This window comes from Dactylosporangium sp. CA-092794 (genome assembly GCF_050948465.1).
Lineage (GTDB): Bacteria > Actinomycetota > Actinomycetes > Mycobacteriales > Micromonosporaceae > Dactylosporangium.
Map to the genome: position 1 here is coordinate 11,584,810 of NZ_CP192044.1, position 26,372 is coordinate 11,611,181.

Here is a 26,372-nt window from a genome sequence, read left to right on the forward strand (position 1 = left end):
TGATCACGGAGACATATGTTCGGCCCGGCCGCGCAGATCGCAGGTTGCGCCCGACGGGTGCGACATCCGCACCGGTCCGCTGCGCCGCCCCCGGGGTCGGCGTCGATGATCGCTGGTGCCCGCCGATGGCCACCGACGCCCAGCCTGCGGTGGCCGCCGGCGGCCGGCTGACGTCAACCAGCACGATCAGACGCTGGCCTCATACACCACGTCAGCGGAGTGACCGCGGGCAGCGGGCGCGCGAGCGGCAAGCAAGGAGCCCGCGGCGGCGAACTGAGGCCCGGGCGGGCGAGCGCATCACGCCCCGTGCGAGGGCCGACGCCCGTGCCAGGGCCGACGCACTGGGCGAGGGTCGGCGCCCCGAGCGAGGGCCGGCGCACTGTGCGTGCGGGGTGCAGCGCACAGTGCCGGCGGCGAGCAGGTGGGACGGGGTGGGGGCGGGACCGGGCAGGACGGGGCGGAGCTAGAGGCGGATGGCCAGGGCGCGGAAGGCCTTGCCGCGGTGGCTGATGGCGTCCTTCTCGTCCGGGGGGAGTTCGGCGGTGGTCTTGGTGTAGCCGTCGGCGACGAAGATCGGGTCGTAGCCGAAGCCGCCGTCGCCGCGGGGAGCGCGGATCAGGTGGCCGCGCATCTCGCCGCGGAGGACCTCCTCGCGGCCGTCTGGGTAGACCAGGGCGGCGGCGCAGACGAAGGCGGCGCCCAGGTGTTCGTCGGGGACGTCGCCCAGTTGGGCCAGGACCAGGCGGAGGTTGGCGCCGTCGCGGTCCGGGGTGCCGCTCGGCAGGCCCGACCAGCGGGCCGAGAAGACGCCGGGCATGCCGTTGAGGGCGTCCACCGCCAGGCCCGAGTCGTCGCCGACGCTGGGCAGGCCGGTGTACTGGACGGCCTCGCGGGCCTTCAGGAGTGCGTTCTCCTCGAAGGTCAGGCCGGTCTCGGGAGCCTCGGGGTAGGTCTCCACGTCATCGAGGCCGAGCAGCTCCACGTGTGGGGCGGAGGTCTCTAACACGCGGCGGAGCTCGACGAGCTTCTTCTTGTTGCGGGTGGCCAGGAGCAGCTTCATCCGGCGATCGCCTTCTGCTGAAGCGCCGCCAGCTCGTTGCAGCCCAAGGCGCCCAGGTCGACCAGGGTGTCGAGCTCGGACCGGCTGAAGATGCCCTGCTCGCCGGTGCCCTGGACCTCGACGAAGTCGCCGGTGCCGGTGCACACGACGTTCATGTCGACGTCGGCGACCACGTCCTCCTCGTAGCACAGGTCCAGGCGGGGCTCGCCGCCGATCACGCCGACGCTGACGGCCGCGACCGAACGGTGCAGCACGTCGGCGGGCTTGCCGGCCAGCTTGCGCTGGGCCGCCAACCAGGCCACGGCGTCGAAGAGGGCGACGTAGGCGCCGGTGATCGCGGCGGTGCGGGTGCCGCCGTCGGCCTGCAGGACGTCGCAGTCCAGGACGATGGAGTTCTCGCCGAGGGCCTTGAGGTCGATGCAGGCGCGGAGGCTGCGTCCGATGAGGCGGGAGATCTCGTGGGTCCGGCCGCCGATCTTGCCCTTGACGCTCTCCCGGTCGCTGCGGGTGGTCGTGGCGCGGGGAAGCATCGCGTATTCGGCGGTGAGCCAGCCCAGGCCGGAGCCCTTGCGCCAGCGGGGCACGCCCTCGGTGACGCTGGCGGTGCACAGCACGCGGGTGGCGCCGAACTCGATGAGCACGGACCCCTCCGGGTGCATGCTCCACTGGCGGGTGATCGATACGGGGCGAAGTTGATCGGACGCGCGTCCATCGGGTCGAGCCATACCGACCACCCTAGTCAAGCGCCATCCAGAGGGCCTTGGCGGTACCTTCCCGCCGCGGCTCGAAAAGCAAGGTCAGGCGACCCGGCCGTGTACCTCGTCGCCGCCGCCGAGCTCCAGGTCGAGCAGGTCCAGGTCGGGTGAGCCGTGCCGCCACTCGGCCCAGGCCAGGCGCAACAGGCCCGGCAGCAGGTCGGTGGAGCGGCGGATCACCCACTGGGTGCCTGCGGTCGCCAGCCAGAACGCCTGCGCCGGAACCGATGGCGGGCGGCCGTTCGGGTCCGGCGACGGGCGGCGGGCGGCGGCGAAGCCCTCGATCAGGCCTCGCTCGGTGAGGAGGTCGAAGTACGAGCAGGCGATGAACCGGTGCCCGCGCTCGCTCGGGTGGAGCCGGTCGACGCTCCACATCTGGCGGTCGTACGAGTCGGGGTTGCCCGCCGCGTCGAAGTGGATCGTGTCGTACCGCGCGGCGACCAGGTCGGTGGCCTGGTTGATCTCGGCCATCCGGCGGGCCAGCGGGCGGGCCAGCGGGCCCGGCAGCCCGAACATCCGGCCCGGTTCGGGCAGCCGGATGGTGAGGACGTGGGCGCCGGCGCGGCGCAGCGCGGCGACGGTGCGATCCAGGTGCTCGGCGAAGCGGGCGGAGGAGAACGGATCGCGCAGCGTGTCATTGGTGCCGATGAGTACCGCGGCCAGGTCCGGCTTCACCGACAGCGCCTGGGGCAGCTGGTCGCGCTCCAGGTCGGCGGCCCGGGCGCCGCTGGTGGCGAAGTTGTGCAGGCGGGCGCCGAGGGCTTCGGCGAAGATCGGCGCCCAGCCGCGCCAGGTGTGATTGGGCAGACGGTCGCCGAAGCCGGCCGTCGTCGAGTCGCCGAGAGCGGCGAAAACGGTCATGACAGAACCACCACAGCATCCGAGGTCATCGCATTGCCACCGGCGAGGACGAGTGATGGACCGCAAGGAATCCAGCGACGGCGGCGGGCCACGAGAACTGTTCCGCGCGGGCTCGGGCATCGGTGCGGCGGGACACCACCGGTCGAGCGAGCACTTGCAGTACACCTCCCGCAAAATCGTTGGTGACGGCGACTCCGGCGGCGCCGATCACCTCGGGCAGCGCGGACGCCGCGTCCACGACGACGGGCGTTCCGCAGGCGAGCGCCTCTAGGGCGGCGAGCCCGAAGGTCTCGATCGGGCCGGGCGCGATGACGACGTCGGCGGTCGCCAGCAGCGACGCGACGACGGTGCGCTCGGTCACGAAGTCCATGAAGTGGACGGCGTGGCCGTGGGCCTGCTCCTGCAGCCGGGCCCGCAGCGGTCCGTCGCCGGCGACCACGAGCACCGCGTCGAGGCCGCGCTTGCGCAGGGCGACCAGGGCATCGACGGAGCGCTCCGGGCGCTTCTCCGACGACAGCCGGCCGCAGTGCACCAGCAGGATCTGGCCGGGGTTGGCGTAGCGGGCGCGGAGGTCGTCGTCGTAGCGCGAGGGGTTGAACAGCTCGAGGTCGACGCCGAGCGGCACCTGCGAGACGTTGTCCGCCCCGATGCGGCGGAACTCGGCGGCCGCCCAGCCCGTCGTGCACACGATGCGGTCGTACGAGCGGAAGCTGCGGGTGTTGAGCAGGTCCGCCCACGGGTTGCCCAGCGGGCCGGCGAAGGTGAGCAGGCCGGCGAGGCTCTCGTGCGAGACCATGATCGCCGGGATGCCGTGCTCGCGCGCCCAGCGGCCGGTCCAGCGCAGAGTGAACCGGTCGGAGACCTCGAGCCGGTCGGGTTCGAGGTCCTCGAGCAGCTTGACGAGGCGCCGGCGGGCCAGCAGGACGCGGTAGCCGCCGGTGCCGGGCACGACGGGGCCGGGCAGGGTGATGACCCGGCCCTGGGACGTCATCTCGTCGCCGAAGGACGCGCCGGGCACGATGAGGACCGGTTCGTGTCCGGCGGCGCGGTACCCCTCGCCGAGGGCGTTGAGCGCGGTGCGCAACCCCCCGGAGCGCGGCATGACAAAGTTCGCCAGCCGCACGATCCGTGAGGTCATGCCGGAATCGGGACGGACCGGGCGGCGATGCCCCCCGAGTGCACGTCGACGTAGTGGCGGATCAGCTCGTCGCCGACCGCGGCCCAGGTGCGCGAGGCGACCGCGACGCGGGCCGCGACGCCCATCGCCTGCCGCCGCTCCGGGTCGTTGACCAGCGAGGCGACCGCCTCGACCAGCGCCGGGGCGTCGCAGGGCGGCACGAGCAGGCCGGTGCGGCCGTCGTCGACCAGGTCCAGCGGGCCGCCCTGGGCCGGGGCCACCACGGGCACGCCGCTGGCCAGGGCCTCCTGGATGGTCTGGCCGAAGGTCTCGAACGGCCCGGTGTGCACGAACAGGTCGAGGCTGGCGAAGATCCGGGCCAGTTGGGTGCCGCGCCGCTCACCGAGGAAGACCGCGTCGGGCATGGCCCGCTCGAGGGTGGGGCGGGCGGGGCCGTCGCCGACCACGACGACGCGGACGCCGGGGATGCGGCTGACCGCCGCGAGGAGGTCGACCCGCTTCTCGACCGCGAGCCGGCCGACGTAGCCGACGATCACCTGCCCCTCGGCGGCCACCGCGCGGCGCAGGGCGGCGGAGCGGTGGCTGGGGTCGAACCGGGCCGCGTCGACGCCCCGGCGCCAGAGCCAGACCCGCTCGATGCCGTGGCTGTGCAGGGCGGTGGCGGCGGCGGTGGAGGGGGCCAGGGTGCGGTCGGCGGCGTTGTGGATGCGCCGCAGCCAGCGCCAGGCGGCCTGTTCACCGAGGTTCGACTTGTAGTACAGCCGGGCGTAGGAGGGCACGTCGGTCTGGTACACGGCCACCGTGGGCAGGCCGAGCGACGTGGCGACGGTCATGCCGCGCGCGCCGAGCACGAAGGGGCTCGCCAGATGGACCAGGTCGGTGCGGTACGCCCTGAGCGCGGCGGCCATCCGGGGACTGGGCAGGCCCAGCCGGAAGCTTCCGTATCCGGGCGTGGCCACGGACGGCATCCGGACGATCGGGTAGGGGAAGGAGCCGGTGACCGAGCGCGCCCCCGACGACGGCTGTGGGGCGATCACGAGCGGCTCGTGGCCACGCGCGACGAGGTGTTCGGCCACCCGGACGACGGAGTGGGCGACGCCGTTGACATCGGGCGGGAACGATTCGGTGACGATCGCGATCCGCATGCCATGACCATGAGGGGGATGTCCATGCATGCGGCCACGATATGTTGGCCAAACGGCAAACGGGTGCCTAAATGTCGTACCGCGCGCCTGGTCGGACGATGTCGATCGGTCCGGTGAAGGCGCTCGAGGCGGCCTCGATCGTCAATGCCTCGCTCCCCCACGCCGGCACCAGGTGCGTGAGCAGCAACCGGCCCACGCCGGCCTTGCTGGCGTGCTCGGCCGCCTCCCGGCCGGTGAGGTGCAGGTCGGGCGGGTTGTCCACGCCGTCGAGGTAGCTCGCCTCGCACAGGAACGCGTCCGCGCCCTGCGCCAGCCGGATCAGCGCCTCGCAGGGGGCGGTGTCGGCGGAATACGTCAGCACCCGCCCGCCGTGCTCGATGCGTACCCCATAGGTCTCGATGGGGTGGTTGACCCGGTCCACCGTGACCTGGAACGGCCCGATCGGGAAGCTGCCGGGCTGCAGGGCGTAGAAGGAGTACACGTCGCTGATCGACATGGGCTCGTTCTCGCCGCCGTAGGCCGCGGCGATGCGCTCCGGGGCGGCCACCGGCGCGTAGACGGGCAGCGGCGGGAACGGGCCGGACGGGGCGTACCGGCGGGCCACGATGTACGAGCACGCGTCGAGCATGTGGTCGCAGTGCAGGTGCGACAGGAGGATGGCGTCGATCGAGTACAGCGCGCTGTAGCGCTGCAGCGTCGACATCGAGCCGGGCCCGAAGTCCATCAGGAGGCGGAAACCCTCCGCCTCGACGAGGTAGGCGGAGCAGGGCGCCTCCGGCCCCGGGAAGCTGCCGGCGCAGCCGAGAACCGTGAGCCTCATCTTGCTGCCCTCAACCCGCCGTCTCCTCTACGAACAAGAACTGTGGATCGCACCGGTCAGGTGAGGATAGATCCAATCTGTGGAGCCGCCGTTCCTGGGCACGGCTTGGCCCGTCACGCTGCGCAGCCTACGCCGGACCACCAGCCAAGACTGAATGATCGGACACCAGATGTCGCCAACGTGACAGGGTCCCGTCACGCTGGACTACCTCGATCGTTGCACCGAGTGAGCCAGCGGCGGGTGAACAGGGAGGCGACCGTGCCCGTAGACGTGTCTCAGCTGAGGCGAATCGGGCGGCAGTTGCCGGATGCGTTCCGGCTGCCGACGGAGGCGGACCCGCGCCCGGCCAACCGGCACATCGCCGCAGTCTGCGCGTGGGCGGCCGCGCTGGGCCTCGGCGGCATGGCGGTGGCCCTGCGGGCGTTCGTCGGGTTGATCGCGCAGTACCGCGGCTGGTATGGCCCGACCGTCGTCACCGTGGGCCTGCTGGGCCTGGCGTGCACGATCGGCGCCTTCGCCAGCGTGCACCGCCGCCGGCTGCCCTTCGCCCTGCTGGGCGCGGCCTCGGTGAGCCTGCTGATCGGCTGGGTCATCACCGGGCTCTAGGCCCAGAGCTGCCCTTCCAGGGCGCTTTCCGCCTCGGCCAGGGTGCCGCCGTAGGCGCCGGTCGAGAGGTACTTCCAGCCGCCGTCGGCGACCAGGAACACCACGTCGGCCCGCCGGCCGGCCTTGAGCGCCTGGTGGGCAACGGCGAGCGCGGCGTGCAGCACGGCGCCGGTGGAGAAGCCGACGAACATGCCCTCGACCTCGACCAGCTGCCGGGTGCGCAGCACCGAGTCGCGGGTGCCGACGGAGAAGCGGCGGGTGAGCACCGTCGCGTCGTACAACTCCGGCACATAGCCCTCGTCGAGGTTGCGCAGGCCGTAGACGAGCTCGCCGTAGCGCGGCTCGGCGGCGATGATCTCGACGTCGTCGACCTTCTCGCGCAGATACCGCCCGACGCCCATCAGGGTGCCAGTGGTGCCCAGGCCGGCCACGAAGTGCGTGATCGTCGGCAGGTCGCGCAGGATCTCCGGGCCGGTCGACTCGTAGTGGGCGCGCGCGTTGGCCTCGTTGCCGTACTGATACAGCATCACCCAGTCCGGGTGCTCGGCCGCGATCTCCTTGGCCACGGCGACGGCCCGGTTGGAGCCGCCGGCGGCCGGCGAGAAGATGATCTCCGCGCCATACATGCGCAGGATCGACGTCCGCTCCGCGGACACGTTCTCCGGCATGACACAGACCAGCCGGTAGCCGCGCAGCTTCGCCACCATCGCCAGCGCGATGCCGGTGTTGCCGCTGGTCGGCTCGATGATCGTGTCGCCGGGGCGGAGGCGGCCGTGCTCCTCGGCCGCCTTCACCATCCACAGCGCCACGCGGTCCTTGACGCTCCCCGTCGGGTTGCGGTCCTCGAGCTTGGCCCACAGCCGCACGTCGGCGCTCGGCGAGAGCCGGGGCAGCCCGACCAGCGGCGTGTTTCCGCACGCGTCGAGGAGGGACTCGTAGCGCGCCACGGGATCAGCCCCGCAGGGCGTGCGCGGCGGCGAACGCGAGCGCCCCGCCCGCGACCGCGGGCAGGATCGTCACGGAGTCGCCGTCGTTGAGCTTCGCGTCGAGGGCGCCGAGGAAGCGGACGTCCTCGTCGTTGATGTAGACGTTGACGAACCGGTGCAGGCCGCCCTCGGCGGTGATGAGGCGGTCCCGGAGCCCGGCGTGCCGCGAGTCCAGGTCGGTGAGCAGGTCGGCGATGGTGTCACCGCTGCCCTCGACGGTCTTCGCGCCGCCGGTGTAGCTGCGCAGGATGGTGGGGATACGAACCTCGATAGCCATTTCTTCTCCTCTGGTACGGCATGAGCGTCGGACGACGGACGAAACGAACGTGCTACCTGGCGGCTGGTCAGCTGCCGGTTTGACACTCGTAGTCGACGGTCGTCGGGCTCTGCCCGAAGAGGTAGGTCTGGACGGCGTTCGAATCCACGACTGCATTAACTACCTGAACCGGCTCCTCGGTGACGATCCCGTCCACGATGCGGAACGACCGGACCTCGGTCAGCTCCGGGTGGCGGGTCGAGACCAGCAGGTAGTGCGCGCCGGGCTCACCGGCGAAGGAGACGTCCGTGCGGGACGGGTAGGCCTCGGTGGCGGTGTGCGAGTGGTAGACCACGACCGGCTCCTCGTCGGCGTCGTCCATCTCCCGCCACAGCCGCAGCTGCTCCTTGGAGTCGAACTCGTAGAAGGTCATCGACCGGGCCGCGTTTTCCATCGGCACGTGCCGCACCGGCCGGTCGGAACCGGCCGGACCCGCGACGATGCCGCACGCCTCGTCCGGGTGGTCCCGGCGGGCGTGCACGACGATCGCGTCGAGGATCGCGGCGTCGATGGTCAGCACATCGGACAGCTTACCGAAAGCCGGGTGCGGGCCGCCCGTGACCGCGCTCACCCCATGAGCGCGCCGACGAGCGACTCCTGGAGGTAGGTCAGGTACTGGTACACCGACAGCTGGCCGACCCGGGGCGAGGTCGGGTCCCGCAGGATGGCGTCGTCGAGCTCGGCCTCGATGTCGACGTCGTCGTCCACGATGCCCAGCCGCAGGCCGAGGGTGAGCCGGACGTCGGTGAGCGCCCGCAGCCAGGCCTCGGCCTGCTCCTCGTCGAGGGCCACCTCGCCGCCCTCCTCGGGCAGCGCGTCGAGCAGCATGGCGGCCTGCTCCAGCTTCGCCGAGCGCAGGTCGTCCTCGGTGTAGCGGCGCAGCTCGGCCGACAGCTCGGCGTCGTCGCGGTACACGTCGGGGAAGAGCCGCTCGATGACGGGGTCAGCGCGGTCGAAGCCCTCCGACAGCAGCGTGATCACCTCGAGCATCACCTCATTGAGCACGGCCGCCTCGCCGGGGCCGAACCGGGCCACGCAGACCTTTCCGGCACGCACAAACATGGTCACGACTGCTCCACCGTCGCCCAGAGCCCATGCGCCTGCAGGCGGGACGCGTCGTATTCCATGCGCTCACGCGCCCCGCTGGTCACGATCGCCTTGCCCTTCTGATGCACGTCGAGCATGAGGCGTTCGGCCTTCTCCTTGCTGTATCCGAACAACTTCTGCAAGACCCAGGTCACGTAGCTCATCAGGTTGACGGGATCGTTCCAGACGACGGTCACCCACGGACGGTCGGTCTGGGACACCTCGTCAACCTCGACGTGGGTCTCTTCGATCGGTAGGACCTGCGGCGCCGCCATACCATCATGGTGCCATCAAGCGAGCAGCACGCCATGGTCGACCGCATCTGCGGCGATGATCGAAAGGGCTTGGCGCAGGTCGGCGTAGCGCTCGCCGAGCTCATGGCCGATCTCCACCTCGATCTCGCGGAGGGCGTGCTGCAGCCACCGGCGGCAGTCCTTCTTGTCCGGCAGCTTGACGGCGGCGCCGGGGGTGTGCTTGGGCTGCCACATCGCATAGGAGCCGGCGTTGAGGCCGATGCCGAGCGGGGCGAGCACCTGCCCGGCGTCCTCGCCCGCGGCGCCGACCGCGGAGAGCCCGTCCAGGGCGCCGGCGCCGGTCAGCGCGGCGACGCCGGAGGTGGTGGTCACCAGCAGCGCCCGGTCGCGCTCGCGGCCGCCGTCGCGCAGCGAGTCCACGGCCCGCCGGGCGGCGCCGGCGATGCGGGCCAGCACGACCTCGCCGGGCGGCGCGTCGAGCAGCTCCCCGAAGACCCCGCCGATGATCTCGCGGGTGTCGGCGTGCAGCAGGCGGGTGGTGCGCACGGAGAGCGCGTGCAGCTCCCGGTCGAGCACCCGGGGCAGCTCCGGGCAGCCCTTGCCGGAGCCGAGCTCCTGCACGCAGCGCACGTGGATGGTGGCCAGGTCAATCGAGACCCGCTCGACGGCGGCCAGCCGGCGGGCGCGGATCTGCCGGTCGAGCGTCTCCTGCCAGCCGTCGCCGGTCGTGGAGACGGTGGCGGCGGTCACCGCGACGGGGCGGGCGGCGGCCGCGGCCCGCTCGTCGGCCCAGCTCTCCAGCAGGTGGCTCAGCTCGGCCACGCCGAAGATCCCGCCCGGGTCGAGCGAGACCGGGAACCAGGGCGCGGCGGCCAGCCGGGGACCGCGCGCGGCGAGCAGCGCCCGGTTGGCGGCGAGCACCTCGGGCCACTCGTCGTGCTCGTCGATGCGGGTGAGCACGAACGCGATCCGCTCCACCCGGCCGTCGGCGGCGCCGAGGAGGTCGAGGTCGGCGCGGGACAGCGGCGTCGCGGCGTCGACCACGTAGAGCAGGCCCAGGCCCCCGGCGGCGGCGTCCAGGACGATCTCGGCGATGGCCGGGTCGGACCCGCCGCCGGGCGTGTCGACCAGGGCGACCCGCCGCAGCAGCGGCGCCGGGTGGCTGATCTCGATCCGCCGGGCCGGGCGGACCGGCCCCTTCACCGTGCCGGTCTCCGGCGGATGCACCGAGCCGGAGGCCGGGTGCACCTGGCCGGACGCCGGCGGATGCATTTGGCCGGGCGCGGGCAGCGGCCGCGGCTCGCGGTGGCCGGGCACGAAGGCCCACGCCCCGGAGTGGTCGCCGTGGCGGAAGACCAGCCAGGCGTCCCCGGTTTCCACCGATTCCGCGGGGGTACGCCGGATCAGCGCGTCGACCAGCGCGGTCTTCCCGCCGCGGGCGGTGCCGGCGACCACGGCGTAGGACCGGTGCGGCGGCCGGGACGGGGCGGCCGGCTGCCGCTGACCGCGGCTGCCGCGCACCGGCATGGCGGACGCCGACCTCCCGACCGTCGTGCCGTGATCCGGCGACGATGTGATGGTGAGATTGATCAGCGGCGCCTGCAGGACCCCGAAGCCCATGTGCGACCTCCTTGTGCACGCCCGGGAGATCCCGCTCACGCGCAGCTCGGGGGCCGCGCGGGCGGGGCACCGGAACGCTACGTGAACAGGCACTTACAGCAGCAGGGTGGGTGCTACTCAACTGGGTCCGAACGCACTACTCAAGTTCGTGCACCCGCGGGTACGCGCAGTAATCAACGTATCGATATGCTGCGACGGTGCCTCCGTGGAGTTTTGTCGGCAGAAACACAGAACTGATCCGTGTCGCCGAGGCGGCCACCGGGTCTACCGGTCGCGGCCTGATTCTCGGCGGCCCGCCCGGCATCGGCAAGAGCCGCCTGCTACGCGAGGGCGTCAACGCCCTTGACCAGGACCGGATCGCGGTCTGGACGGCGACCGCCAACGCCGCGACGGCCGGGCTGCCGCTCGGCGGCCTGGCCCAGGTGCTGCCGCCGGACCAGCCGGCCGGCGGCTCGCCGGCCGGGCTGCTGCGCTGGGCCGTCGACGCGCTGCACCGCCAGGCGGCCGGGCGGCCGATCGTGGTCGCGATCGACGACGCCCACCTGCTCGACCCGCTCTCGGCCGCCCTGGTGTACTACGTCGCCCGCTCCGAGAACGCCACGGTGATCGGCACCGTGCGCACCGGCGAGTCGGTCCACGACCCGATCAGCGCCCTGTGGAAGGACGACCTGGTCGAGCGGATCGAGCTCGGCCCGCTCACCCTGCCGGAGACCTCCGACCTGCTGCAGCAGGTGCTCGGCGGCCCGGTCGACTCCGCCTCCGTGGACCGGCTCTGGCAGCTCTCCCAGGGCAATGCGCTGCTGCTGCGCGAGCTGGTGATCGCCGCGCACGCCGCCGGGGAGATCATCGAGAGCTACGGCATGCAGCGCTGGACCGGCAAGGTCGACCTGGCCCCCACGCTCACCGAGGTGGTCGACGCCCGCATCGGCAAGCTCACCCCGCAGGAGCGGGCGGTGCTGGAGCTGGTCGCGTTCGGCGAGCCGATCGGCCTGCCGCTGCTGGTGAAGGCGACCGACCTGGCCACCGTCGAGATCGCCGAGGAGCGGCAGCTGGTGCGGGTGGTGGTCGAGGACCGGCGCACCACGGTCCGGCTGGCCCATCCGCTCTACGGCGAGGTCGTGCGCCGCCGCTGCCCGGTCACCCGGTTCCGGCGGCTGCTGGCCGACCTGGCCACGCTTGTGGAGAGCAGCGGCGCCCGGCGCCGCGACGACCTGTTGCGGGTCGCCGTCTGGCGGCTGGACAGCGACACCGCCCGCGACCCGGTGCTGCTGCTCAACGCCTGCCGGCTCGCCTTCGCCGCCTACGACATGGCCCTGGCGATGCGGCTGGGCAAGGCCGCCGTCGCGGCCGGGGGCGGGTTCGACGCCGCCGAGACGCTCTCCACGATCCTGATGTTCGCCAACTGCCCGGACGAGGGCGCGGACATCCTCGACCAGCACGAGGACCAGATCACCACCGAGGCGCAGCGCAGCCGCTGGCTGACCATCCGGCACATCATCTCCCACTGGGGGCAGGGCGACTCCAGCACCGTCGAGGAGTTCGAGCGGCAGGCGCAGAAGCTCACCGACGTGCGGGAGCGCTCCCTCACCATGGCGGTCGAGTCGACCATGCGGCTGCACCGCGGCGATTACGCCCAGGCGCTCACCCTGGCCCGCACCGTGCTCGACAGCCCGGCCAGCGCCCCCGGGCCGCGCGCCCTGGCCCGCAGCAACATGGGCCATCTGCAGGCGATGCGCGGCATACCGGTGCAGACGGTCAAGGCGATGGCGGCACTGGACGCCGACGCCGCCCAGTGGCGGGCCGAGGTGCCCTACATCCAGCTCGGCGTCGAGCTGGCCCGGGGCACCGCGATGGTCCTCGCCGCCGACCTCGAGGCCGTCGACGCGATCGTCGCCACCGAGTTCGCCGGCATGGCCGACGCGGGCAACTTCCTCATGGGCTCCGGATACCTGCAGATCATCCGCGCCCAGGCGGCCCGGCTGCGCGGGCACCTGCAGGAGGCCGGCCGCGCCGCCAGCCAGGCCAGCTCGATGCTCGCCACCGGCCGGATCTTCGTCGCCCTCGCCCACGCCGAGCGCGCGCACATCGCCGCGCTGCTGGGCGACCCGGCGGCCGCCGCGGCCGCGTTCGCCCTCGCCGAGGAGGCACACTACCGCTCCATGGAGGTGCTGTATCCCTGGCTGGAGGAGGCCCGCGCGTGGGTCGCCGTCGCCTCCGGGGACGTGGCCACCGGCGCCGAGGTGCTGCGCCTGCTCGCCGCGCGCAACCGCGGCGACGGTTTCGCCTCGCACGAGCTGTTCGCGCTCTACGACCTGGCCCGGCTCGGCTTCGCCGGCGAGGTCAACGAGCGCATCGCCGAGCTCGCCCAGGCCGTCGAGGGCCGGCTCGCGCCCGCGCTGGCCTGGCACGTGCGGGCGATCGCCGAGGAGGACGGCGGCGCGCTGCTGGCGGTCGCCGAGGAGCTCGCCGAGATGGAGCTGTACCTCTTCGCCGCCGAGGCCGCCGCGGGCGCGGTGACCCTGCTGCGCGGCATCCGCTCGCCGCAGACCCCGCGGGCCGCGCAGCGCCTCGCCGAGCTGCGCACCGAGTGCCCGCACGCGGTCACGCCGGCGCTGGTGGTGCCGCAGCCGATGCTGACCGGCCGGGAGCGGCAGATCGCCCGGCTCGCCGCGGCCGGGGTGCCGTCGAAGGAGATCGCCGACCAGCTGTATCTTTCCTCCCGCACGGTCGACAACCACCTCATGCGGGTCTACGCGAAGCTGGGCGTGACCGGCCGGGCCGAGCTCGCCGCCGCGCTGCGCTCCCTGCCGCCGGAGGAGTGAGCAGGGTCCTATTCCGGGTGACATATGTTGGTGGCGTGACGAGTAGCGCGCTGCTGACCGACCACTACGAGCTGACGATGCTGTCCGCGGCCCTGCGTGACGGCACCGCCGACCGGCGCTGCGTGTTCGAGGTGTTCGCGCGCCGCCTGCCGACCGGCCGCCGCTACGGCGTGGTGGCCGGGACGGGGCGGCTGGTCGACCTCATCGGGGCCTTCCGCTTCGGCCCCGATGAGATCGAGTTCCTCGCCTCGCGCGGCATCGTGGACCCGGCGACGGCCGAGTGGCTCTCGGCGTACCGCTTCACGGGAGACGTCGACGGCTACGCCGAGGGCGAACTGTTCTTCCCCGGCTCGCCCATCCTCACCGTGAGCGGCACGTTCGCCGAGTGCGTGGTCCTGGAGACGCTGATCCTGTCGGTCCTCAACCACGACAGCGCGATCGCGGCCGCCGCCGCCCGCATGGTCACCGCCGCCCGCGGCCGCTCCGTGATCGAGATGGGCTCGCGACGCACCCAGGAGGAGTCGGCGGTCGCCGCCGCCCGGGCGGCGTACCTGGCGGGCTTCGCGTTCACCTCCAACCTCGAGGCCGGCCGGCGGTACGGCATCCCGACCACGGGCACGGCCGCGCACGCGTTCACGCTGCTGCACGACTCCGAGCCGGCCGCGTTCGCCTCCCAGGTGGCGACCCTGGGCAAGCAGACCACGCTGCTGGTCGACACCTACGACATCGCACAGGGCATCCGCAACGCGATCGCGGTGGCCGGCCCCGACCTGCGGGCGGTGCGGATCGACTCCGGCGACCTGTCGGTGCTCGCCACGGAGTCCCGGGCGCTGCTGGACTCGCTCGGCGCGACCGACACGCAGATCGTCGTCTCCGGCGACCTCGACGAGTACGCGATCGCCGCCCTGGCCGCCGAGCCGGTGGACGCCTACGGCGCCGGCACCGCGGTCGTCGTCGGCTCGGGCGCGCCGACCGCCGGGCTGGTGTACAAGCTCGTCGAGGTCGACGGCCGCCCGGTGGTGAAGCGGTCGGAGAACAAGCGGACGGTCGGCGGCCGCAAGACGGCGGTACGCCGCCACAAGCCCACCGGCACCGCGACCGAGGAGATCGTCGTCTCGCTCGGCACGCCGGAGACGCAGCTGCACGACCGGGCGCTGCAGCGGGCGTTCCTGCGCGGCGGCGAGCCGGTCGCCGACCTGCCCACGCTCGCCGACTCGCGCGAGCACCTGCGCCAGTGCCTCATCTCGATCCCGTGGGAGGGGCTCAAGCTCTCCGCCGGGGATCCGGCCGTACCCGTCATCATGAAAGAAGGCTCGCTATGACCCGGGCGTTGATCGTGGTCGACGTGCAGAACGACTTCTGCGAGGGCGGCTCCCTCGCCGTCGCCGGCGGCGCCAAGGTGGCCGCGGCGATCAGCACCGCGCTCACCGACGGCCGGTGGGACCACGTGGTCGCCACCCAGGACCACCACATCGATCCCGGCGCGCACTTCTCCGCGCACCCGGACTACGTCAGCACCTGGCCGGCCCACTGCGTCGTGGGCACCGGCGGCATCGACTTCCACCCCGCGCTGGACACCTCGAGGGTGGAGGCGGTGTTCGAGAAGGGTTCGTACTCGGGCGCGTACTCCGGCTTCGAGGGCTCGGCGGGCGGCGAGGGCTTGGCCGCGTGGCTGCGCGAGCGGGCCGTCACCGATGTCGACGTCGTCGGGATCGCGACCGACCACTGCGTGCGGGCAACCGCCCTGGACGCGGTCCGTGAGGGCTTTGTTACGACCGTGCTGCTCGGCCTGACCGCCGGGGTGATGCCCGCTACAACCGCATCCGCCCTGGTAGAACTGCGTGAGGCCGGGGTGACCTTGGTAGGTGAACCGGTCGTAGCCACGAGTTGACCGTCCGGCGGATGGCACATGGCTGGACTTGCCGTGTAACAACCGACGTGTAGCGTCATCCGGGCAAGCGGTTCCGCACTGCCGATGTGAGGACTTCTCACGTCACAACGTAAGGAGCACCTACACGGAGCGTGGCGAAAATGGCTAGACTTCGCTACGCTTGCGGGACCTCAAAGGGTCGTCCATGGTGGACGGCTCAGCACCAGGAGGGTCACGTGAAGTTGTCGATCGAGACTCGCCCTGCCGATCAGCGCGAGTCTGTGCTGACGCTGAGTGGCGAAATCGACTATGAGACCGCTCAGGAGCTCCGCACCGCAGTGAGCTCAGTGCTCGACGGAAGCATCGACCTCCTTGTCATCGATCTCGCGGGGGTCACGTTCCTCGACTCCACCGGCATCGGCACCCTCGTCGTTGCCAAGCGCATCTGCCACAGCATGGGCGTCAAGCTCGACATCCGCCGTCCCAACCCGTTCATCGCGCGCCTGTTCGCCGTGGTGGGCGTGAGCGACATCCTCGGCGTGCCGATCCCGCCCGGCACCGTGTCCGGCCGCCTCCCCGCCCCGCGCGAGCGCGGCGTGACGCAGCCCGCCTAACCAGCCACGGACCGTAGTTTCCAGCCGGCCCGAACCGGCCCCTCCCAAAGCCCGCCGCGCGGAGCGCCACGCCTTCACCCCAAGGCGGCGCTCCGCCTTCCCGGGCTTTGCCTCCACCTACCGAGCGTCACCCTCCCGGGCGTCCCCCACCCGAGCGAGGCGCCGGACGCCCGGCCGATGCCGCGTCCCCGCCAAGCCCCGCCCATCCGATGTCTCGCCAGCCCGGACCGCCCAGGGCCCCGGTCCCGACCCGCATCCCCGGCCAGCACCGCCGCCGCCCACCACCACCCACTCCCGCCGCCCGCCCACCACCACCCACTCCCGCCGCCCGGACGCCACCACCCACTCCCGCCGCCCGGACGCCCGCGCCCCGTCGCCACCGCTTACGCGCCCAGTCCGCACGCGCTACGCCCCCGACTCCGCCGGCCGCTTCCGCGCCGCAACCCGCGTCTCACCGGGCGCCCGCCATCGCCCGCGCGCCGCCACCCCAACGCGCCGCAGTTCCTTCCCGCGCGCCGGTGACCGCCTCCAACCACTATTGCCCTCGCCGCCGTCTTAAGTGGATATTTCCGACATTTCCGATTTATCAATTTCGTCCAACAGTGCGTGCGGCCACAGCGGCGGCGCCATCCCTGCGCGCCACGACCGCAGGCCCACCCCGGTCCACTCCTGCGCACCTTCGCCCGCGCCCCCGCACCCCCCGCGCACCTTCGCCCGCGCCCCCGGCGCACCTTCGCCCCCGGCGCACCTTCGCCCGCGCACCGGCACGCCGCCGCGACCGGATGTCTCCGCGATCATGCGAAAGTCGTAGCGCACACCAAGCGTTTTCCATGATCGCGGAGAAGAAATGTACCTATAGGTACCATATATCTCCAAGATCACGCAGAACCCGCACCATCGAAGCGCGCACCCGCATGATCGCGGAGGGTTTGTGCCAAGCCGGCCGCGCGACGGCCGCGAACCAAGGGCGCCGCGGCCGGGAAAGGCCGGGGCAGGCTCGGCAACACGCAAAACCCGCGCACCCCGCATGATCGCGGAGAGTTTGTGCCGAGCCGGCTGGCCACAAGACGGCCCGCAAACGAAGCGCGCCCCCAAGCCAGGAAGGGCCGGGGCAGGCTAAAAGCGCAAACGAAGCCGCCCCCGGCCGGGAGGGGCCGGGGGCGGACTCAGCAAGCGTGTGGTGCGGTCAGTGCTGTTCCTGGTACGAGGCGCCGCCGTCGGCCTCGCTCGTCAGGGGGCGGGCGCCGCCGGGCGGTGGGGCCTCCAGCGAGTGGCCGGGCGCGTGCGCCGGGAACTTCGCGTCGAAGGCCGGGCGCTCCGAGCGGATGCGCGGCATGCTGTCGAAGTTGCGCAGCGGGGGCGGGCAGGACGTCGCCCACTCCAGGGACATGCCGTGGCCCCACGGGTCGTTGACCTCGACCACGCGGCCGGTCTTGTACGACTTCCACACGTTCCACAGGAACGGCAGCGTCGACAGGCCGGTGATGAACGAGCCGATCGTGGAGATCGTGTTCAGCGTGGTGAAGCCGTCGCTGGCCAGGTAGTCGCCGTACCGCCGGGGCATGCCCTCGGTGCCGAGCCAGTGCTGGACCAGGAACGTGGTGTGGAAGCCGATGGTGGTCAGCCAGAAGTGGACCTTGCCCAGGCGGTCGTCGAGCATGCGGCCGGTCATCTTCGGGAACCAGAAGTAGATGCCGGCGTACACCGCGAACACGATCGTGCCGAACAGCACGTAGTGGAAGTGGGCGACCACGAAGTACGTGTCGGAGACGTGGAAGTCGATCGGCGGCGAGGCCAGCAGCACGCCGGAGAGGCCGCCGAAGAGGAAGGTCACCAGGAAGCCGATGGCGAAGAGCATCGGTGTCTCGAAGGTGATCTGACCGCGCCACATCGTGCCGATCCAGTTGAAGAACTTCATGCCGGTCGGCACGGCGATCACGAAGCTCAGGAACGAGAAGAACGGCATGAGGACCTGGCCCGTGGCGAACATGTGGTGGGCCCACACACTCATCGACAGGGCGCCGATCGCGATCGTCGCGCCGACGAGGCCCTTGTAGCCGAAGACCGGCTTGCGGCTGAAGACCGGGATGACCTCGGTGATGATGCCGAAGAACGGCAGCGCCACGATGTACACCTCGGGGTGGCCGAAGAACCAGAACAGGTGCTGCCAGAGCATCGCACCGCCGGTCTCGGAGTCGTACACGTGCGCGCCGAGGCGGCGGTCGGCCTCCAGGGCCAGCAGCGCGGCGGCCAGGATCGGGAAGACCATGATCACCAGGACGCTGGTCACCAGGATGTTCCAGGTGAACATCGGCATGCGGAACATGGTCATGCCGGGCGCCCGCAGGGTCAGCACCGTCGTGATCATGTTGACCGCGCCCAGGATCGTGCCGAGGCCGGAGAGCACCAGGCCGACGATCCAGAGGTCGGCGCCGACACCGGGCGAGTTGATCATGTTGTTGAGCGGGGCGTAGGCGAACCAGCCGAAGTCGGCGGCGCCGCCGGGCGTGATGAAGCCGATCAGCGTGATCGAGCCACCGAACGCATACAGCCAGTACGCGAACGCGTTGAGCCGCGGGAACGACACGTCGGGGGCGCCGATCTGCAGCGGCGTGATGTAGTTCGCGAACGCGAACACGATCGGCGTCGCGAAGAACAGCAGCATGATCGTGCCGTGCATGGTGAACAGCTGGTTGTACTGCTCGAGCGAGAGGAACTGCAGGCCCGGCCGGGCCAGCTCGGCGCGCATGAGCAGCGCCAAGAAGCCACCGACCATGAAGAAGACGAACGACGTGACGAGGTACATCAGGCCGATCTGCTTCGCGTCCGTGGTGCGCAGCAGCCGAGCGAACGCCGAGCCCTTGACCGGCTGGTGCACCGGCCATGGCCTGGTCACGATCGGCTTCGGTGCGACGGTGGTCACGAGAGGCCTCCTGAGGCTGTTGAACCCGCTGGCGAGCCAGCTCTGTGAGGCTTCCGTGTGACCGGCAAGTGCGATCAACACCTCACCCCGCAGGCAGAATAGTCTCCCCGGCCGACGCGCCTACGCAGGGGTTCAGTTCCCGCCCCGGGCCCCCAGGTCGAAGCTGATCGCGCCCGCCGCGATGGCGGCCAGCACGAGCAGTACCACACCCCAGAAAATCAGCCGGTCGGCCGGCGACGGATTCTTGACGGCGCTCACCAGGCGACGAGCGACCGGGGTCGGCTCGGCGGAGTCCAAGGCCGGCTCGGTCTGCGGGGCGCGCCCCTCCTCGAGGGACTGCAGGACGATGAGGACGGCGCCGGCGAGGACCAGCAGGACCCCGAGCACCGCGACGATGACGGCAATCCAGTCGCGCATGTCACAGCACGCTAGAGACCGCGACCCGGCCCGTCGAGCCCTGCCGCTGGGCGGCCCTGAAATTTACAGTCCAAACCCTGGTGGCGAAACCTTGCGGCAATCTCGTGTTGACACCGCAGAAACGGTGTATGACGCTCCGATATGGAAGCGCTCCCAAAATCGACGACTTGCTATCCGAGGAGGTCGCGATGTCGATGACCGCCGCTGCAGAAACAACGCACGACCCCGCGCACGAACCTACTCGCGACGCGGCCGAACACCCAACGCTCGCCCACGTCGCCGCCCTTGCGGGCGTTTCATCCGCCACCGCCTCCCGCGTGCTCAACGGCTCCGCCCGGGTCTCGCCGACGGCCCGCCAGCAGGTCCGTGATGCCGTGGACCGGCTCGGCTACGTCCGCCAGCGCGCCGCCCGAGCGGTCGACCGTCGCCCCCGCTCGGTCGCCGCGGTCGTGTGCGAACCCAACGCACGCCTGTTCGCCGATCCGTTCTACTCCCGTGTGCTGGCCGGCGCCAGTGCCGCGTTCGCCGAGCACGACATGCCGATGCTGCTGGCCGCGGGCGAACGCCCCGCGGCGCTGCAGCGGTACCTCAGCAGCGGCCACATCGACGGGGTACTGCTGATCTATTGTCGAGGCAGCCATCCCCTCATCGTCACGCTCCCGGCCCTCGGCGTCCCGGTGACGCTCATCGGCCGGCCGCTGCAGGTCAGCTCCCTGCCCTACGTCGACGCGGACAACCGCGGCGGCGCCCGGCAGGCGGTGGAGCACCTGGCCCGCACCGGCCGGCGGCGCGTCGTCACCGTCGCCGGCCCGCCGGACGTGGCCGCCGGGGTCGACCGGCTCGCCGGGTTCCGCGAGGGGCTCGAGCGCGCCGGCCTGGATCCCGGCCCGATCGCCTATGGCGACTTCACCCGCCCCGCCGGTGTACACGCGATGACCAGACTCCTGGACCATCGCCCCAATCTGGACGCCGTGTTCTGCGCCTCGGACCTGATGGCCGTCGGAGCCCTGCACGCGCTGCGCCAGGCCGGCCGCCGGGTCCCGGAGGACGTGGCCCTGGTCGGCTTCGACGACCTGCCCCTGGCGGCGTTCACCCAGCCGCCGCTGACCACGATCAAGCAGCCGGTCGAGGAGATCGGCGCGGCCGCGGCCCGCCAGCTGCTGGCCCTGATGAGCAACGAGACCTACGACCAGCCCCCGGTCCTGCCCACCACCCTGATCAAGCGGCAGAGCGCATAACGACCGCAGGCGCCGCACCGGATGGCCGTCCGCCACGGCCCGCCGGGGTGGCCCCGGCGCCTCACCGCCACAGGGGTAGATCATCTCACCTCCCGGACCTGGCCGTATCCGCGTACGCGGGGGCACTGAGCCGCTAGACATGGAAGGCGTGAAGGCCATCACGCTGACCGAGCACGACGATGCCGGCGTTCTGTCCCTCCAGGACGTGCCCGAACCACGCCCGGCCGCGGACCAGCTCCTGATCGAGGTCCGCGCCGCCGGCGTCGACCCGGCCGACCTCGCCGACCCTCGCACCGAAGCCGCCGTGCCGGGCCACGACCTGGCCGGCGTCGTCGTCGGCCGCGGCGCGGAGGTGACCGGCTTCGTGGTCGGCGACGAGGTGTATGCCAGCGCCGAGGGCGCCTACGCCGAGCGGGTCACCGTCGCCGAGCGCGACGCCGCGCACAAGCCGGCCGGCCTGACGTTCGTGGAGGCCGCCGCCGTACCGCACGCGGCCGCCGCCGCCCTGCAGGCCCTCCGCGCCGCCGGCACCGGCGAGGGCGACGTGGTCCTGGTGCACGGGGCCGCCGGCGGCGTCGGGCACTTCGCCGTGCAGATCGCCCGCGCCCTGGGCGCCGAGCGGGTCCTGGGCACCGCCGAGGAGGCCGACCACGACTTCCTGCGCGAGCTGGGCGCCGAGCCGGTCACCGAGCCCGCCGAACCGGTCGACGTGGCCCTGGACCTGACCGGCGGCGACACGACCGCGGCCGCCCTGCGCGAGGTGCGCGACCCGGCCCGCGCGGTCTCCACGGTCAACCCGGCCATCACCGCGGCCGGCGGGCAGCACGTGACCCCGCAGCCCAGCGCCGCCGACCTGCGCTGGCTCGCCGACCTGGCCGACCGCGGCCTGCTCCGGGTCGCGCTGCACCGCGAACTCCCGCTCGCCGAGGCCACGGACGCCCACCGCCTCCTGCGGTCCGGCCGCGTCCGCGGAAAGCTCGTCCTGACCCCATGAGCAGATCCGGGACTCGGGCCGCGTCACTTACAGACCGTTGCTCCCGCCAGACACCGGTCGGGCCTGGCGGCCCTCCCTGCCAGGTCCGCGGTGCCAAGACCCAAAACACAGTCGAGGCCGGGAACACCCCCGGCAGGTGGAGTTCCCGACCTCGACCGCATCACCGTTGCCCCTACTGACCACCCCAGCTCGGCAACGCTGTGAGGAAAGCTGGCGTGACCGCGCGCCGGTGGACCATCCAGGGAGGCTTCCGGCTTTCCGGCGCCGGTCACGAGAAAAAGCATGACCCGCCGACCTGGGCAGGGGCGCAAACGGCGCTGTGAAGTTGCTGAGTACGCGATCTTCAGGCGACCCGCAGCGTCAGCCCCAGGACCCGCACGACGTCGCCCTTGTGCAGCTGCCGGCCGCGCCGGGTGTCGACCTCGCCGTTGACGGAGACCTCACCGTCGGCGATCAGCTCCTTGCTCTCCCCGCCCGACTCCATCACGTCGGCGAGCTTCAGAAACTGCCCCAGCCGGATCATGTCGCCGCGGATCTCGACGTCCCGCATCCCGCTCATTCGCCGGCCTCCAGCAGCCGCAGCATCTCCGGCAGCCCGAAGAACCGCGCCGTGTCGATCGCCGACGGCCCGCCCGCGCGCGGATCCGCCCCGGCCTCGAGCAGCGCGCCGACGGTCTCCGCGTTCTGCCGGAACACCGCCGCCGCCAGCGCCGTCTGTCCGCGATCATTGGCCCGATCGGCCTCGGCCCCGCGCGCCAGCAGCGCCGCGACCGTGGCCGGATGATTGTGGTACGCCGCCAGGATGAGCAGCGAGTCCCCCTTGTCGTTGGTCAGGTTCGCGGGCACCCCGGCGTCGACGTTGGCCGCCAACTCCTCCGTAGCCCCCGCCCGAGCCAGCTCGAACATCCGGTGCGCGAAGTCGAGCACGTCCTGGTCGAACGGCTCTCCGCTCGGTTCACTCACACCGCGCAGCGTAACCGCCACCGGCCCGCCCACGCCCCGCCGAACCACATCGCTCAGCCACCAGCGCACCCGCCCGCCGGACCCGGCCCCCAGCCAGCCGCCGGCGCGCCACGATCACCGCACGTCGGCCGAGCACCGCAGCGCCGACCGCGCAACGCCTCCGGCGCAGCTCCCACGCCTCCCGGGAGCACCGGCCCGCCAAACGCCCGCCGACGCGGCCGATGCGGTGGCCAGCGCCTGATCGCGGTGGTTGATTGTCAGGCGGCCCACCGCAGGGCGCTTGCGGACGTATCACCCGCCGGGCGAACATCCGATCGGTGCGGCCGGACGTATGTCTCCGTGATCATGATCCCTGCCGTAACCGAACCACGGGTTTGCCATGATCCCGGAGACTTGTGGTACACGGGTGTACACGTTCGCTCCGTGATCATGAAAAACCGTTGGTGCCCACGGCGGGTACAGCATGATCGCGGAGACTTTGGGGATTTCCGCAGTTGCCGCTGGTCCGGATCGGCAAACGGGCGCGCAAAAGGGGCGGCCGGCTGTTCGAGACGGTGGATGCCCTGGCCGGTGGCGGAGTTGACGTTCGAGCCGGTGCTGCGTCGCGGGTGGGGCATCGTGCACCAGGCCCTGCAGCCCGGCCGGCTGGACCCGGCCGGGCCGGGTGCTGCTGTTCGCGGCAGTGGGATCGTGGGGACTGCCGGGGAGGTGCGGACAAATCAGACTTCCCGGGATCAGCCGCTGGTGGCCAGGTCTGCCGCGCGGTGGAGGGCATCGGCGACGGCGCGGGTCTCCTGCGCGCCGTACACCAGGAGGAGCTCGCGGTCCGGGCCGCCGCGGCGGTCGGTGGCGGTCGCGCGCTCCACGACGACGCGCGTGGTGGTGAGCTGGTCGTCGACGGAGATGTCCATGTCGGCCACGCCGATGTCCACCTGACGGACGAAGAGTTCTTCCATGAACAAAAGCGTGGCGCCGGGTCGGACGGGCAACGCCGCCCCGATCGGGTTATTCCGGGTCAGTGGTGGGTGCGGGCGAAGGTGGTTACCAGGATCTTGGCCTCGTGGAGGTGGGCCTTCTCCTCGCCGGTCACGTTGGGGTCGGCGACCCGGCGGCGGGCGGCGGCCTCGAGCTGCGAGAGCGGATTGTCCCGGGTGCAGCCGAGCAGCGTCTCGAGGAACTCCTCGGCCTGCTCGCTGAACGGGTGGGCCGGCATGACCGCGACCGTGGCGATGAGCAGGGCGCTCATCGCGACGTCGAGCTCGGGCGGGCCCTCGGTGCTGTTGCGCCAGTCGATGACCACCGGGCCGCCCTCGGTCATCACCACGTTTTCGGGGTGCAGGTCGAGGTGCAGGATGCGGGTGCCCGGGTCGGTCGCCGCGCGAACGCGGACCTTGTGCAGGCGCTCCAGCAGGTCGGCCAGCACCGTGGCGCCCGAGCGCAGGTCGAGGGTGCCGTCGCCGAGCGCCCGCAGCATGGTCGGGCCGTCGAGGCGCTCCAGGACCAGGTCGGCGCCGTCGGCCTCGTAGACGCGCGGGACCGGGTAGCCGTGATCGGAAACATACCGCATGATCGCCGCCTCGGCCGTCACGTCGCCGCCCCGGCGATACCGCCGTAGCACGCGCCGCTCGTCGATCGCGTAGACGTCCGCGTCGCGGCCGCTGGCGAGTAGTGCGGTCATGCCGCGACTCTACGTCCCCGGGCGGATTCCTTCAGCCCTTAGGTGTACAGCCATCCAATTCCGTCATTTCTTCTCATCCGTTGCCACGGCGCGGATGCGAGGTCACCTACGTCATCCAGGGCGGCGACCGCACCGTCTGGTTCGGCGGCGACACACTGCCCGCTACAGCCAGCCGTTCTCGTCGGCGAGGCGGACGGCCTCGGCGCGGGTGCGGGCGCCGGTCTTGCCGATCGCCGCGGACAGGTGGTTGCGCACCGTCCCCTCCGACAGGCCGAGCTGGCCCGCCACGTCGGCGACGGTGCCGCCCTCGCGCGCGGCGCGCAGCACGTCGGCCTCGCGCGGGGTCAGCGGGCTGTCGCCGCTGGCGAGCGTCTCCGCGGCCAGCGTCGGGTCGACGACCCGCAGCCCGGCGGCGATGCGGCGGACCGCGTCGGCGAGCTGGCGGGCCGGCGTGTCCTTGACCACGAACCCGGACGCGCCCGCGGCCATCGCCCGGCGCAGATACCCGGGCCGCCCGAACGTGGTCACCATCAGCACCTTGCAGGACGGCAGCGCCTTGCGCAGCGCGGCGGCGGCCGCGATGCCGTCCAGGCCGGGCATCTCCACGTCGAGCAGCGCCACGTCGGGGCGGTGTTCCCGGGCCGCGGCCACGACCTCGTCGCCGCGGCCGACCTCGGCCACGACGGTCAGGTCGGACTCGAGGTCGAGCAGCGCCGCGAGGGCGCCGCGCACGAGCGCCTGATCGTCGGCGATGAGCAGTCGGATGGACACCCGAGCATGGTGCCACGCCCCGGGGCGCCGGCCGGGCTACTGGGCGAGCTCGACCACCGTGCGCACGGCCGCCTCGACGACGCCGGCCGCGAAGCCGTAGTCCAGCGTCTCGGCGGTGTCGCCGGGCCGGTGGTACTCCGGGTTGCGGTAGTCCGCGGTGTCGGTCACCAGCAGCGCGCGGCGGCCACTCTCCCAGTACGGCACGTGGTCGCTGCGCATCGCCACCGCCTGGGCGAACTCGGGCAGCACCAGCGGCATCGACGGCACCCGCAGGTGCCCGGCGAAGCAGGCCAGCAGCGGCTGGGAGGGATCGTCGGCGACCAGCGCGATGAAGTCGCCGCGCTCGGGCGGCTCGACGAACCCGGTCAGCTCGTCCGGAAAGCGCTGCGACGCGGCGGTGTACCCGATCATCTCGAAGACGATCGACTCGGTCCGCGGTGTGATGTGCGCCATGTGCGCCTCGCTGCCGGCGAAGCCGTCCTCCTCGCCGCCGAACAGGCAGAAGCGGATCGTCCGGGCCGGCAGCTCGGCATCGCGCAGCGCCCGCGCCGCCTCGAGCACGCCCGCCACACCGCTGGCGTTGTCGTCGGCGCCGGCGCTCTCGGCGACGGAGTCCCAGTGCGCGCACAGCTCGACGGCGTCATCGGAGGTGCCACCCTGGATCTCGGCGACGAGGTTGACCTCGTGCAGCTCGCCGCCGTAGCGCTCGACGCGCACCGCCAGCCCCAGGCCGCTGAGCTCATCGGTGATGTACCGCAGGCAGGCCGGCACTCCGGGCAGATCCGCGAACCGCGGCCCGTGCGCGGTCAGCGCCTCGACGTGGGTGCGCAGCCGTTTCGGTGAGATCACGGCCACAGGATAGAGAACGCCGGCTCGCGGGCCGGGGCCGGACATGGAACAGCCCCCGAGGTTCCACCGCTGGATACGCGGAGGGCCGGTCGGACTACACCGGGAAGCCTCGGGGGCCGGGTAGCTGTCTCGTATTCGCCGGCCGCCATCCGGGCGGTCACACGAAGTGCGAGTCCAGAGGACGGAGACTAGCGGACAGTCACCTCACGAGTCCCATTGCTACACAATTCTGGACCACCTCCTTTCCCGTGTACGCCCAACCTAGCCAGCCTCCTGGATCACCGGCAACGCTTTTTCGGGAGCATCTTGGTTAGCGGCCCCGCCGGCCGGCAGACGCTTGATCAGCCGGTACACGACCGGCAGCGGGATGATGCCGAAGACCCCGAATGAGATGTCAATCACCGACCACCAGCCGGGAATCCCCCGCACCGGCCCGGCGAAGAGCGCGAGCGGCACCACCCCCACGCAGGCGATCATGCCCCACTGGATCACCCAGACATTGCGGACCGGGTCGCGCAGCGGACCCAGAACGCGACGGCGATGACGTTGCGCATGATCACGGAGACTTCCGGTCGCCGCACCGCGC

General features: G+C 72.0%; 28 protein-coding genes. 7 read left to right on the forward strand and 21 right to left on the reverse strand.

Features of this window, described 5'->3' with window-relative positions:
- Nucleotides 1-463: 463 nt before the first annotated feature.
- The 6 genes from rdgB to ACQPXD_RS50140 all read right to left on the reverse strand — a co-directional run bounded on the left by rdgB (nucleotide 464) and on the right by ACQPXD_RS50140 (nucleotide 5,779).
- Nucleotides 464-1,060: an RdgB/HAM1 family non-canonical purine NTP pyrophosphatase gene (gene rdgB, locus ACQPXD_RS50115; protein WP_432831245.1), complete on the reverse strand. Its 597-nt coding sequence runs from the start codon at nucleotides 1,058-1,060 to the stop codon at nucleotides 464-466.
- Entirely contained in the window at nucleotides 1,057-1,785 is a 729-nt protein-coding gene (gene rph, locus ACQPXD_RS50120; RefSeq protein WP_432831247.1) for a ribonuclease PH, read from the reverse strand. The genes rdgB and rph overlap by 4 nt, the downstream gene beginning before the upstream one ends.
- Before the next feature lie 72 nt (nucleotides 1,786-1,857).
- Nucleotides 1,858-2,676: an SGNH/GDSL hydrolase family protein gene (locus ACQPXD_RS50125; protein ID WP_432831249.1), complete on the reverse strand. Its 819-nt coding sequence runs from the start codon at nucleotides 2,674-2,676 to the stop codon at nucleotides 1,858-1,860.
- A gap of 25 nt (nucleotides 2,677-2,701) precedes the next feature.
- Nucleotides 2,702-3,814 (reverse strand): glycosyltransferase, encoded by a 1,113-nt coding sequence (locus ACQPXD_RS50130; RefSeq protein ID WP_432831251.1) that lies wholly within the window; start codon nucleotides 3,812-3,814, stop codon nucleotides 2,702-2,704.
- Entirely contained in the window at nucleotides 3,811-4,959 is a 1,149-nt protein-coding gene (locus ACQPXD_RS50135; protein WP_432831253.1) for a glycosyltransferase family 4 protein, read from the reverse strand. The genes ACQPXD_RS50130 and ACQPXD_RS50135 overlap by 4 nt, the downstream gene beginning before the upstream one ends.
- Before the next feature lie 67 nt (nucleotides 4,960-5,026).
- Nucleotides 5,027-5,779, reverse strand: coding sequence for an MBL fold metallo-hydrolase (locus ACQPXD_RS50140; RefSeq protein ID WP_432831255.1), 753 nt, complete (start codon nucleotides 5,777-5,779; stop codon nucleotides 5,027-5,029).
- 258 nt (nucleotides 5,780-6,037) lie between these two features.
- Between ACQPXD_RS50140 and ACQPXD_RS50145 the strand changes: the two genes are divergently transcribed.
- The gene (locus tag ACQPXD_RS50145) at nucleotides 6,038-6,385 is read left to right on the forward strand and encodes a hypothetical protein (RefSeq protein WP_432831257.1); all 348 of its coding nucleotides are present in this window, start codon (nucleotides 6,038-6,040) and stop codon (nucleotides 6,383-6,385) included.
- On the opposite strand, the gene ACQPXD_RS50150 is transcribed toward ACQPXD_RS50145, so the two are convergent.
- The 6 genes from ACQPXD_RS50150 to ACQPXD_RS50175 all read right to left on the reverse strand — a co-directional run bounded on the left by ACQPXD_RS50150 (nucleotide 6,382) and on the right by ACQPXD_RS50175 (nucleotide 10,647).
- The gene (locus tag ACQPXD_RS50150; protein WP_432831259.1) at nucleotides 6,382-7,332 is read right to left on the reverse strand and encodes a PLP-dependent cysteine synthase family protein; all 951 of its coding nucleotides are present in this window, start codon (nucleotides 7,330-7,332) and stop codon (nucleotides 6,382-6,384) included. The two genes, ACQPXD_RS50145 and ACQPXD_RS50150, sit on opposite strands and share 4 nt — an antisense overlap.
- A 4-nt stretch (nucleotides 7,333-7,336) precedes the next feature.
- Nucleotides 7,337-7,648 (reverse strand): MoaD family protein, encoded by a 312-nt coding sequence (locus ACQPXD_RS50155; RefSeq protein WP_432831261.1) that lies wholly within the window; start codon nucleotides 7,646-7,648, stop codon nucleotides 7,337-7,339.
- A gap of 67 nt (nucleotides 7,649-7,715) precedes the next feature.
- Nucleotides 7,716-8,207 (reverse strand): Mov34/MPN/PAD-1 family protein, encoded by a 492-nt coding sequence (locus ACQPXD_RS50160; protein WP_432831263.1) that lies wholly within the window; start codon nucleotides 8,205-8,207, stop codon nucleotides 7,716-7,718.
- A gap of 47 nt (nucleotides 8,208-8,254) precedes the next feature.
- A complete protein-coding gene (locus ACQPXD_RS50165) occupies nucleotides 8,255-8,749 on the reverse strand; it encodes a DUF2017 domain-containing protein (protein WP_432844248.1) in 495 nt (164 codons plus the stop codon).
- A 2-nt stretch (nucleotides 8,750-8,751) separates the two neighbouring features.
- Nucleotides 8,752-9,048, reverse strand: coding sequence for an ATP-dependent Clp protease adapter ClpS (gene clpS / locus ACQPXD_RS50170; RefSeq protein ID WP_432831265.1), 297 nt, complete (start codon nucleotides 9,046-9,048; stop codon nucleotides 8,752-8,754).
- Between the two features lie 15 nt (nucleotides 9,049-9,063).
- On the reverse strand, nucleotides 9,064-10,647 hold the full coding sequence (locus ACQPXD_RS50175; RefSeq protein ID WP_432831267.1) for a hypothetical protein: 1,584 nt from the start codon (nucleotides 10,645-10,647) through the stop codon (nucleotides 9,064-9,066).
- Between the two features lie 197 nt (nucleotides 10,648-10,844).
- Here ACQPXD_RS50175 and ACQPXD_RS50180 point away from each other — a divergent pair, with 197 nt between their 5' ends.
- The 4 genes from ACQPXD_RS50180 to ACQPXD_RS50195 all read left to right on the forward strand — a co-directional run bounded on the left by ACQPXD_RS50180 (nucleotide 10,845) and on the right by ACQPXD_RS50195 (nucleotide 15,953).
- Nucleotides 10,845-13,469 (forward strand): LuxR C-terminal-related transcriptional regulator, encoded by a 2,625-nt coding sequence (locus tag ACQPXD_RS50180; protein ID WP_432831269.1) that lies wholly within the window; start codon nucleotides 10,845-10,847, stop codon nucleotides 13,467-13,469.
- A 77-nt stretch (nucleotides 13,470-13,546) separates the two neighbouring features.
- The gene (locus ACQPXD_RS50185) at nucleotides 13,547-14,791 is read left to right on the forward strand and encodes a nicotinate phosphoribosyltransferase (RefSeq protein WP_432844250.1); all 1,245 of its coding nucleotides are present in this window, start codon (nucleotides 13,547-13,549) and stop codon (nucleotides 14,789-14,791) included.
- The gene (locus ACQPXD_RS50190; RefSeq protein WP_432831271.1) at nucleotides 14,788-15,360 is read left to right on the forward strand and encodes an isochorismatase family protein; all 573 of its coding nucleotides are present in this window, start codon (nucleotides 14,788-14,790) and stop codon (nucleotides 15,358-15,360) included. Before ACQPXD_RS50185 ends, ACQPXD_RS50190 begins: the two co-directional genes overlap by 4 nt.
- 215 nt (nucleotides 15,361-15,575) lie before the next feature.
- Nucleotides 15,576-15,953: an STAS domain-containing protein gene (locus ACQPXD_RS50195; protein ID WP_432831273.1), complete on the forward strand. Its 378-nt coding sequence runs from the start codon at nucleotides 15,576-15,578 to the stop codon at nucleotides 15,951-15,953.
- 1,186 nt (nucleotides 15,954-17,139) lie between these two features.
- Here ACQPXD_RS50195 and ctaD read toward each other — a convergent pair.
- Entirely contained in the window at nucleotides 17,140-18,876 is a 1,737-nt protein-coding gene (ctaD, locus tag ACQPXD_RS50200) for an aa3-type cytochrome oxidase subunit I (RefSeq protein ID WP_432831275.1), read from the reverse strand.
- 132 nt (nucleotides 18,877-19,008) lie between these two features.
- On the reverse strand, nucleotides 19,009-19,293 hold the full coding sequence (locus ACQPXD_RS50205; RefSeq protein WP_432831277.1) for a hypothetical protein: 285 nt from the start codon (nucleotides 19,291-19,293) through the stop codon (nucleotides 19,009-19,011).
- A gap of 188 nt (nucleotides 19,294-19,481) precedes the next feature.
- Between ACQPXD_RS50205 and ACQPXD_RS50210 the strand changes: the two genes are divergently transcribed.
- Both ACQPXD_RS50210 and ACQPXD_RS50215 read left to right on the forward strand, forming a co-directional pair.
- Nucleotides 19,482-20,531 (forward strand): LacI family DNA-binding transcriptional regulator, encoded by a 1,050-nt coding sequence (locus tag ACQPXD_RS50210; RefSeq protein WP_432831279.1) that lies wholly within the window; start codon nucleotides 19,482-19,484, stop codon nucleotides 20,529-20,531.
- Between the two features lie 148 nt (nucleotides 20,532-20,679).
- On the forward strand, nucleotides 20,680-21,525 hold the full coding sequence (locus tag ACQPXD_RS50215; RefSeq protein WP_432831281.1) for an NADP-dependent oxidoreductase: 846 nt from the start codon (nucleotides 20,680-20,682) through the stop codon (nucleotides 21,523-21,525).
- Nucleotides 21,526-21,868: 343 nt separating this feature from the next.
- On the opposite strand, the gene ACQPXD_RS50220 is transcribed toward ACQPXD_RS50215, so the two are convergent.
- The 7 genes from ACQPXD_RS50220 to ACQPXD_RS50250 all read right to left on the reverse strand — a co-directional run bounded on the left by ACQPXD_RS50220 (nucleotide 21,869) and on the right by ACQPXD_RS50250 (nucleotide 26,278).
- Complete coding sequence (locus ACQPXD_RS50220; RefSeq protein ID WP_432831283.1) at nucleotides 21,869-22,084, reverse strand: RNA-binding S4 domain-containing protein; 216 nt, start codon at nucleotides 22,082-22,084, stop codon at nucleotides 21,869-21,871.
- Complete coding sequence (locus ACQPXD_RS50225; protein ID WP_432844252.1) at nucleotides 22,081-22,431, reverse strand: ankyrin repeat domain-containing protein; 351 nt, start codon at nucleotides 22,429-22,431, stop codon at nucleotides 22,081-22,083. Before ACQPXD_RS50225 ends, ACQPXD_RS50220 begins: the two co-directional genes overlap by 4 nt.
- A gap of 791 nt (nucleotides 22,432-23,222) precedes the next feature.
- Entirely contained in the window at nucleotides 23,223-23,444 is a 222-nt protein-coding gene (locus tag ACQPXD_RS50230) for a hypothetical protein (RefSeq protein ID WP_432831285.1), read from the reverse strand.
- A 59-nt stretch (nucleotides 23,445-23,503) separates the two neighbouring features.
- Nucleotides 23,504-24,166, reverse strand: coding sequence for a phosphotransferase (locus ACQPXD_RS50235; protein WP_432831287.1), 663 nt, complete (start codon nucleotides 24,164-24,166; stop codon nucleotides 23,504-23,506).
- A gap of 162 nt (nucleotides 24,167-24,328) precedes the next feature.
- The gene (locus ACQPXD_RS50240) at nucleotides 24,329-24,937 is read right to left on the reverse strand and encodes a response regulator transcription factor (protein ID WP_432831289.1); all 609 of its coding nucleotides are present in this window, start codon (nucleotides 24,935-24,937) and stop codon (nucleotides 24,329-24,331) included.
- A 36-nt stretch (nucleotides 24,938-24,973) separates the two neighbouring features.
- Nucleotides 24,974-25,786 carry a M20/M25/M40 family metallo-hydrolase gene (locus tag ACQPXD_RS50245; RefSeq protein ID WP_432831291.1) on the reverse strand — a complete coding sequence of 271 codons (813 nt, stop codon included), beginning with the start codon at nucleotides 25,784-25,786 and terminating at the stop codon, nucleotides 24,974-24,976.
- A 261-nt stretch (nucleotides 25,787-26,047) separates the two neighbouring features.
- The gene (locus tag ACQPXD_RS50250; RefSeq protein WP_432831293.1) at nucleotides 26,048-26,278 is read right to left on the reverse strand and encodes a hypothetical protein; all 231 of its coding nucleotides are present in this window, start codon (nucleotides 26,276-26,278) and stop codon (nucleotides 26,048-26,050) included.
- Nucleotides 26,279-26,372 lie beyond the last annotated feature (94 nt).

Bases quoted from the DNA above. Each gene is read 5' to 3' on its own strand.
- rdgB (WP_432831245.1), bottom strand. From the start codon at position 1,060: ATGAAGCTGCTCCTGGCCACCCGCAACAAGAAGAAGCTCGTCGAGCTC.
- rph (WP_432831247.1), bottom strand. From the start codon at position 1,785: ATGGCTCGACCCGATGGACGCGCGTCCGATCAACTTCGCCCCGTATCG.
- ACQPXD_RS50125 (WP_432831249.1), bottom strand. From the start codon at position 2,676: ATGACCGTTTTCGCCGCTCTCGGCGACTCGACGACGGCCGGCTTCGGC.
- ACQPXD_RS50130 (WP_432831251.1), bottom strand. From the start codon at position 3,814: ATGACCTCACGGATCGTGCGGCTGGCGAACTTTGTCATGCCGCGCTCC.
- ACQPXD_RS50135 (WP_432831253.1), bottom strand. From the start codon at position 4,959: ATGCGGATCGCGATCGTCACCGAATCGTTCCCGCCCGATGTCAACGGC.
- ACQPXD_RS50140 (WP_432831255.1), bottom strand. From the start codon at position 5,779: ATGAGGCTCACGGTTCTCGGCTGCGCCGGCAGCTTCCCGGGGCCGGAG.
- ACQPXD_RS50155 (WP_432831261.1), bottom strand. From the start codon at position 7,648: ATGGCTATCGAGGTTCGTATCCCCACCATCCTGCGCAGCTACACCGGC.
- ACQPXD_RS50165 (WP_432844248.1), bottom strand. From the start codon at position 8,749: ATGTTTGTGCGTGCCGGAAAGGTCTGCGTGGCCCGGTTCGGCCCCGGC.
- clpS (WP_432831265.1), bottom strand. From the start codon at position 9,048: ATGGCGGCGCCGCAGGTCCTACCGATCGAAGAGACCCACGTCGAGGTT.
- ACQPXD_RS50175 (WP_432831267.1), bottom strand. From the start codon at position 10,647: ATGGGCTTCGGGGTCCTGCAGGCGCCGCTGATCAATCTCACCATCACA.
- ACQPXD_RS50185 (WP_432844250.1), top strand. From the start codon at position 13,547: ATGCTGTCCGCGGCCCTGCGTGACGGCACCGCCGACCGGCGCTGCGTG.
- ACQPXD_RS50190 (WP_432831271.1), top strand. From the start codon at position 14,788: ATGACCCGGGCGTTGATCGTGGTCGACGTGCAGAACGACTTCTGCGAG.
- ACQPXD_RS50205 (WP_432831277.1), bottom strand. From the start codon at position 19,293: ATGCGCGACTGGATTGCCGTCATCGTCGCGGTGCTCGGGGTCCTGCTG.
- ACQPXD_RS50210 (WP_432831279.1), top strand. From the start codon at position 19,482: ATGTCGATGACCGCCGCTGCAGAAACAACGCACGACCCCGCGCACGAA.
- ACQPXD_RS50220 (WP_432831283.1), bottom strand. From the start codon at position 22,084: ATGAGCGGGATGCGGGACGTCGAGATCCGCGGCGACATGATCCGGCTG.
- ACQPXD_RS50225 (WP_432844252.1), bottom strand. From the start codon at position 22,431: ATGTTCGAGCTGGCTCGGGCGGGGGCTACGGAGGAGTTGGCGGCCAAC.
- ACQPXD_RS50230 (WP_432831285.1), bottom strand. From the start codon at position 23,444: ATGGAAGAACTCTTCGTCCGTCAGGTGGACATCGGCGTGGCCGACATG.
- ACQPXD_RS50235 (WP_432831287.1), bottom strand. From the start codon at position 24,166: ATGACCGCACTACTCGCCAGCGGCCGCGACGCGGACGTCTACGCGATC.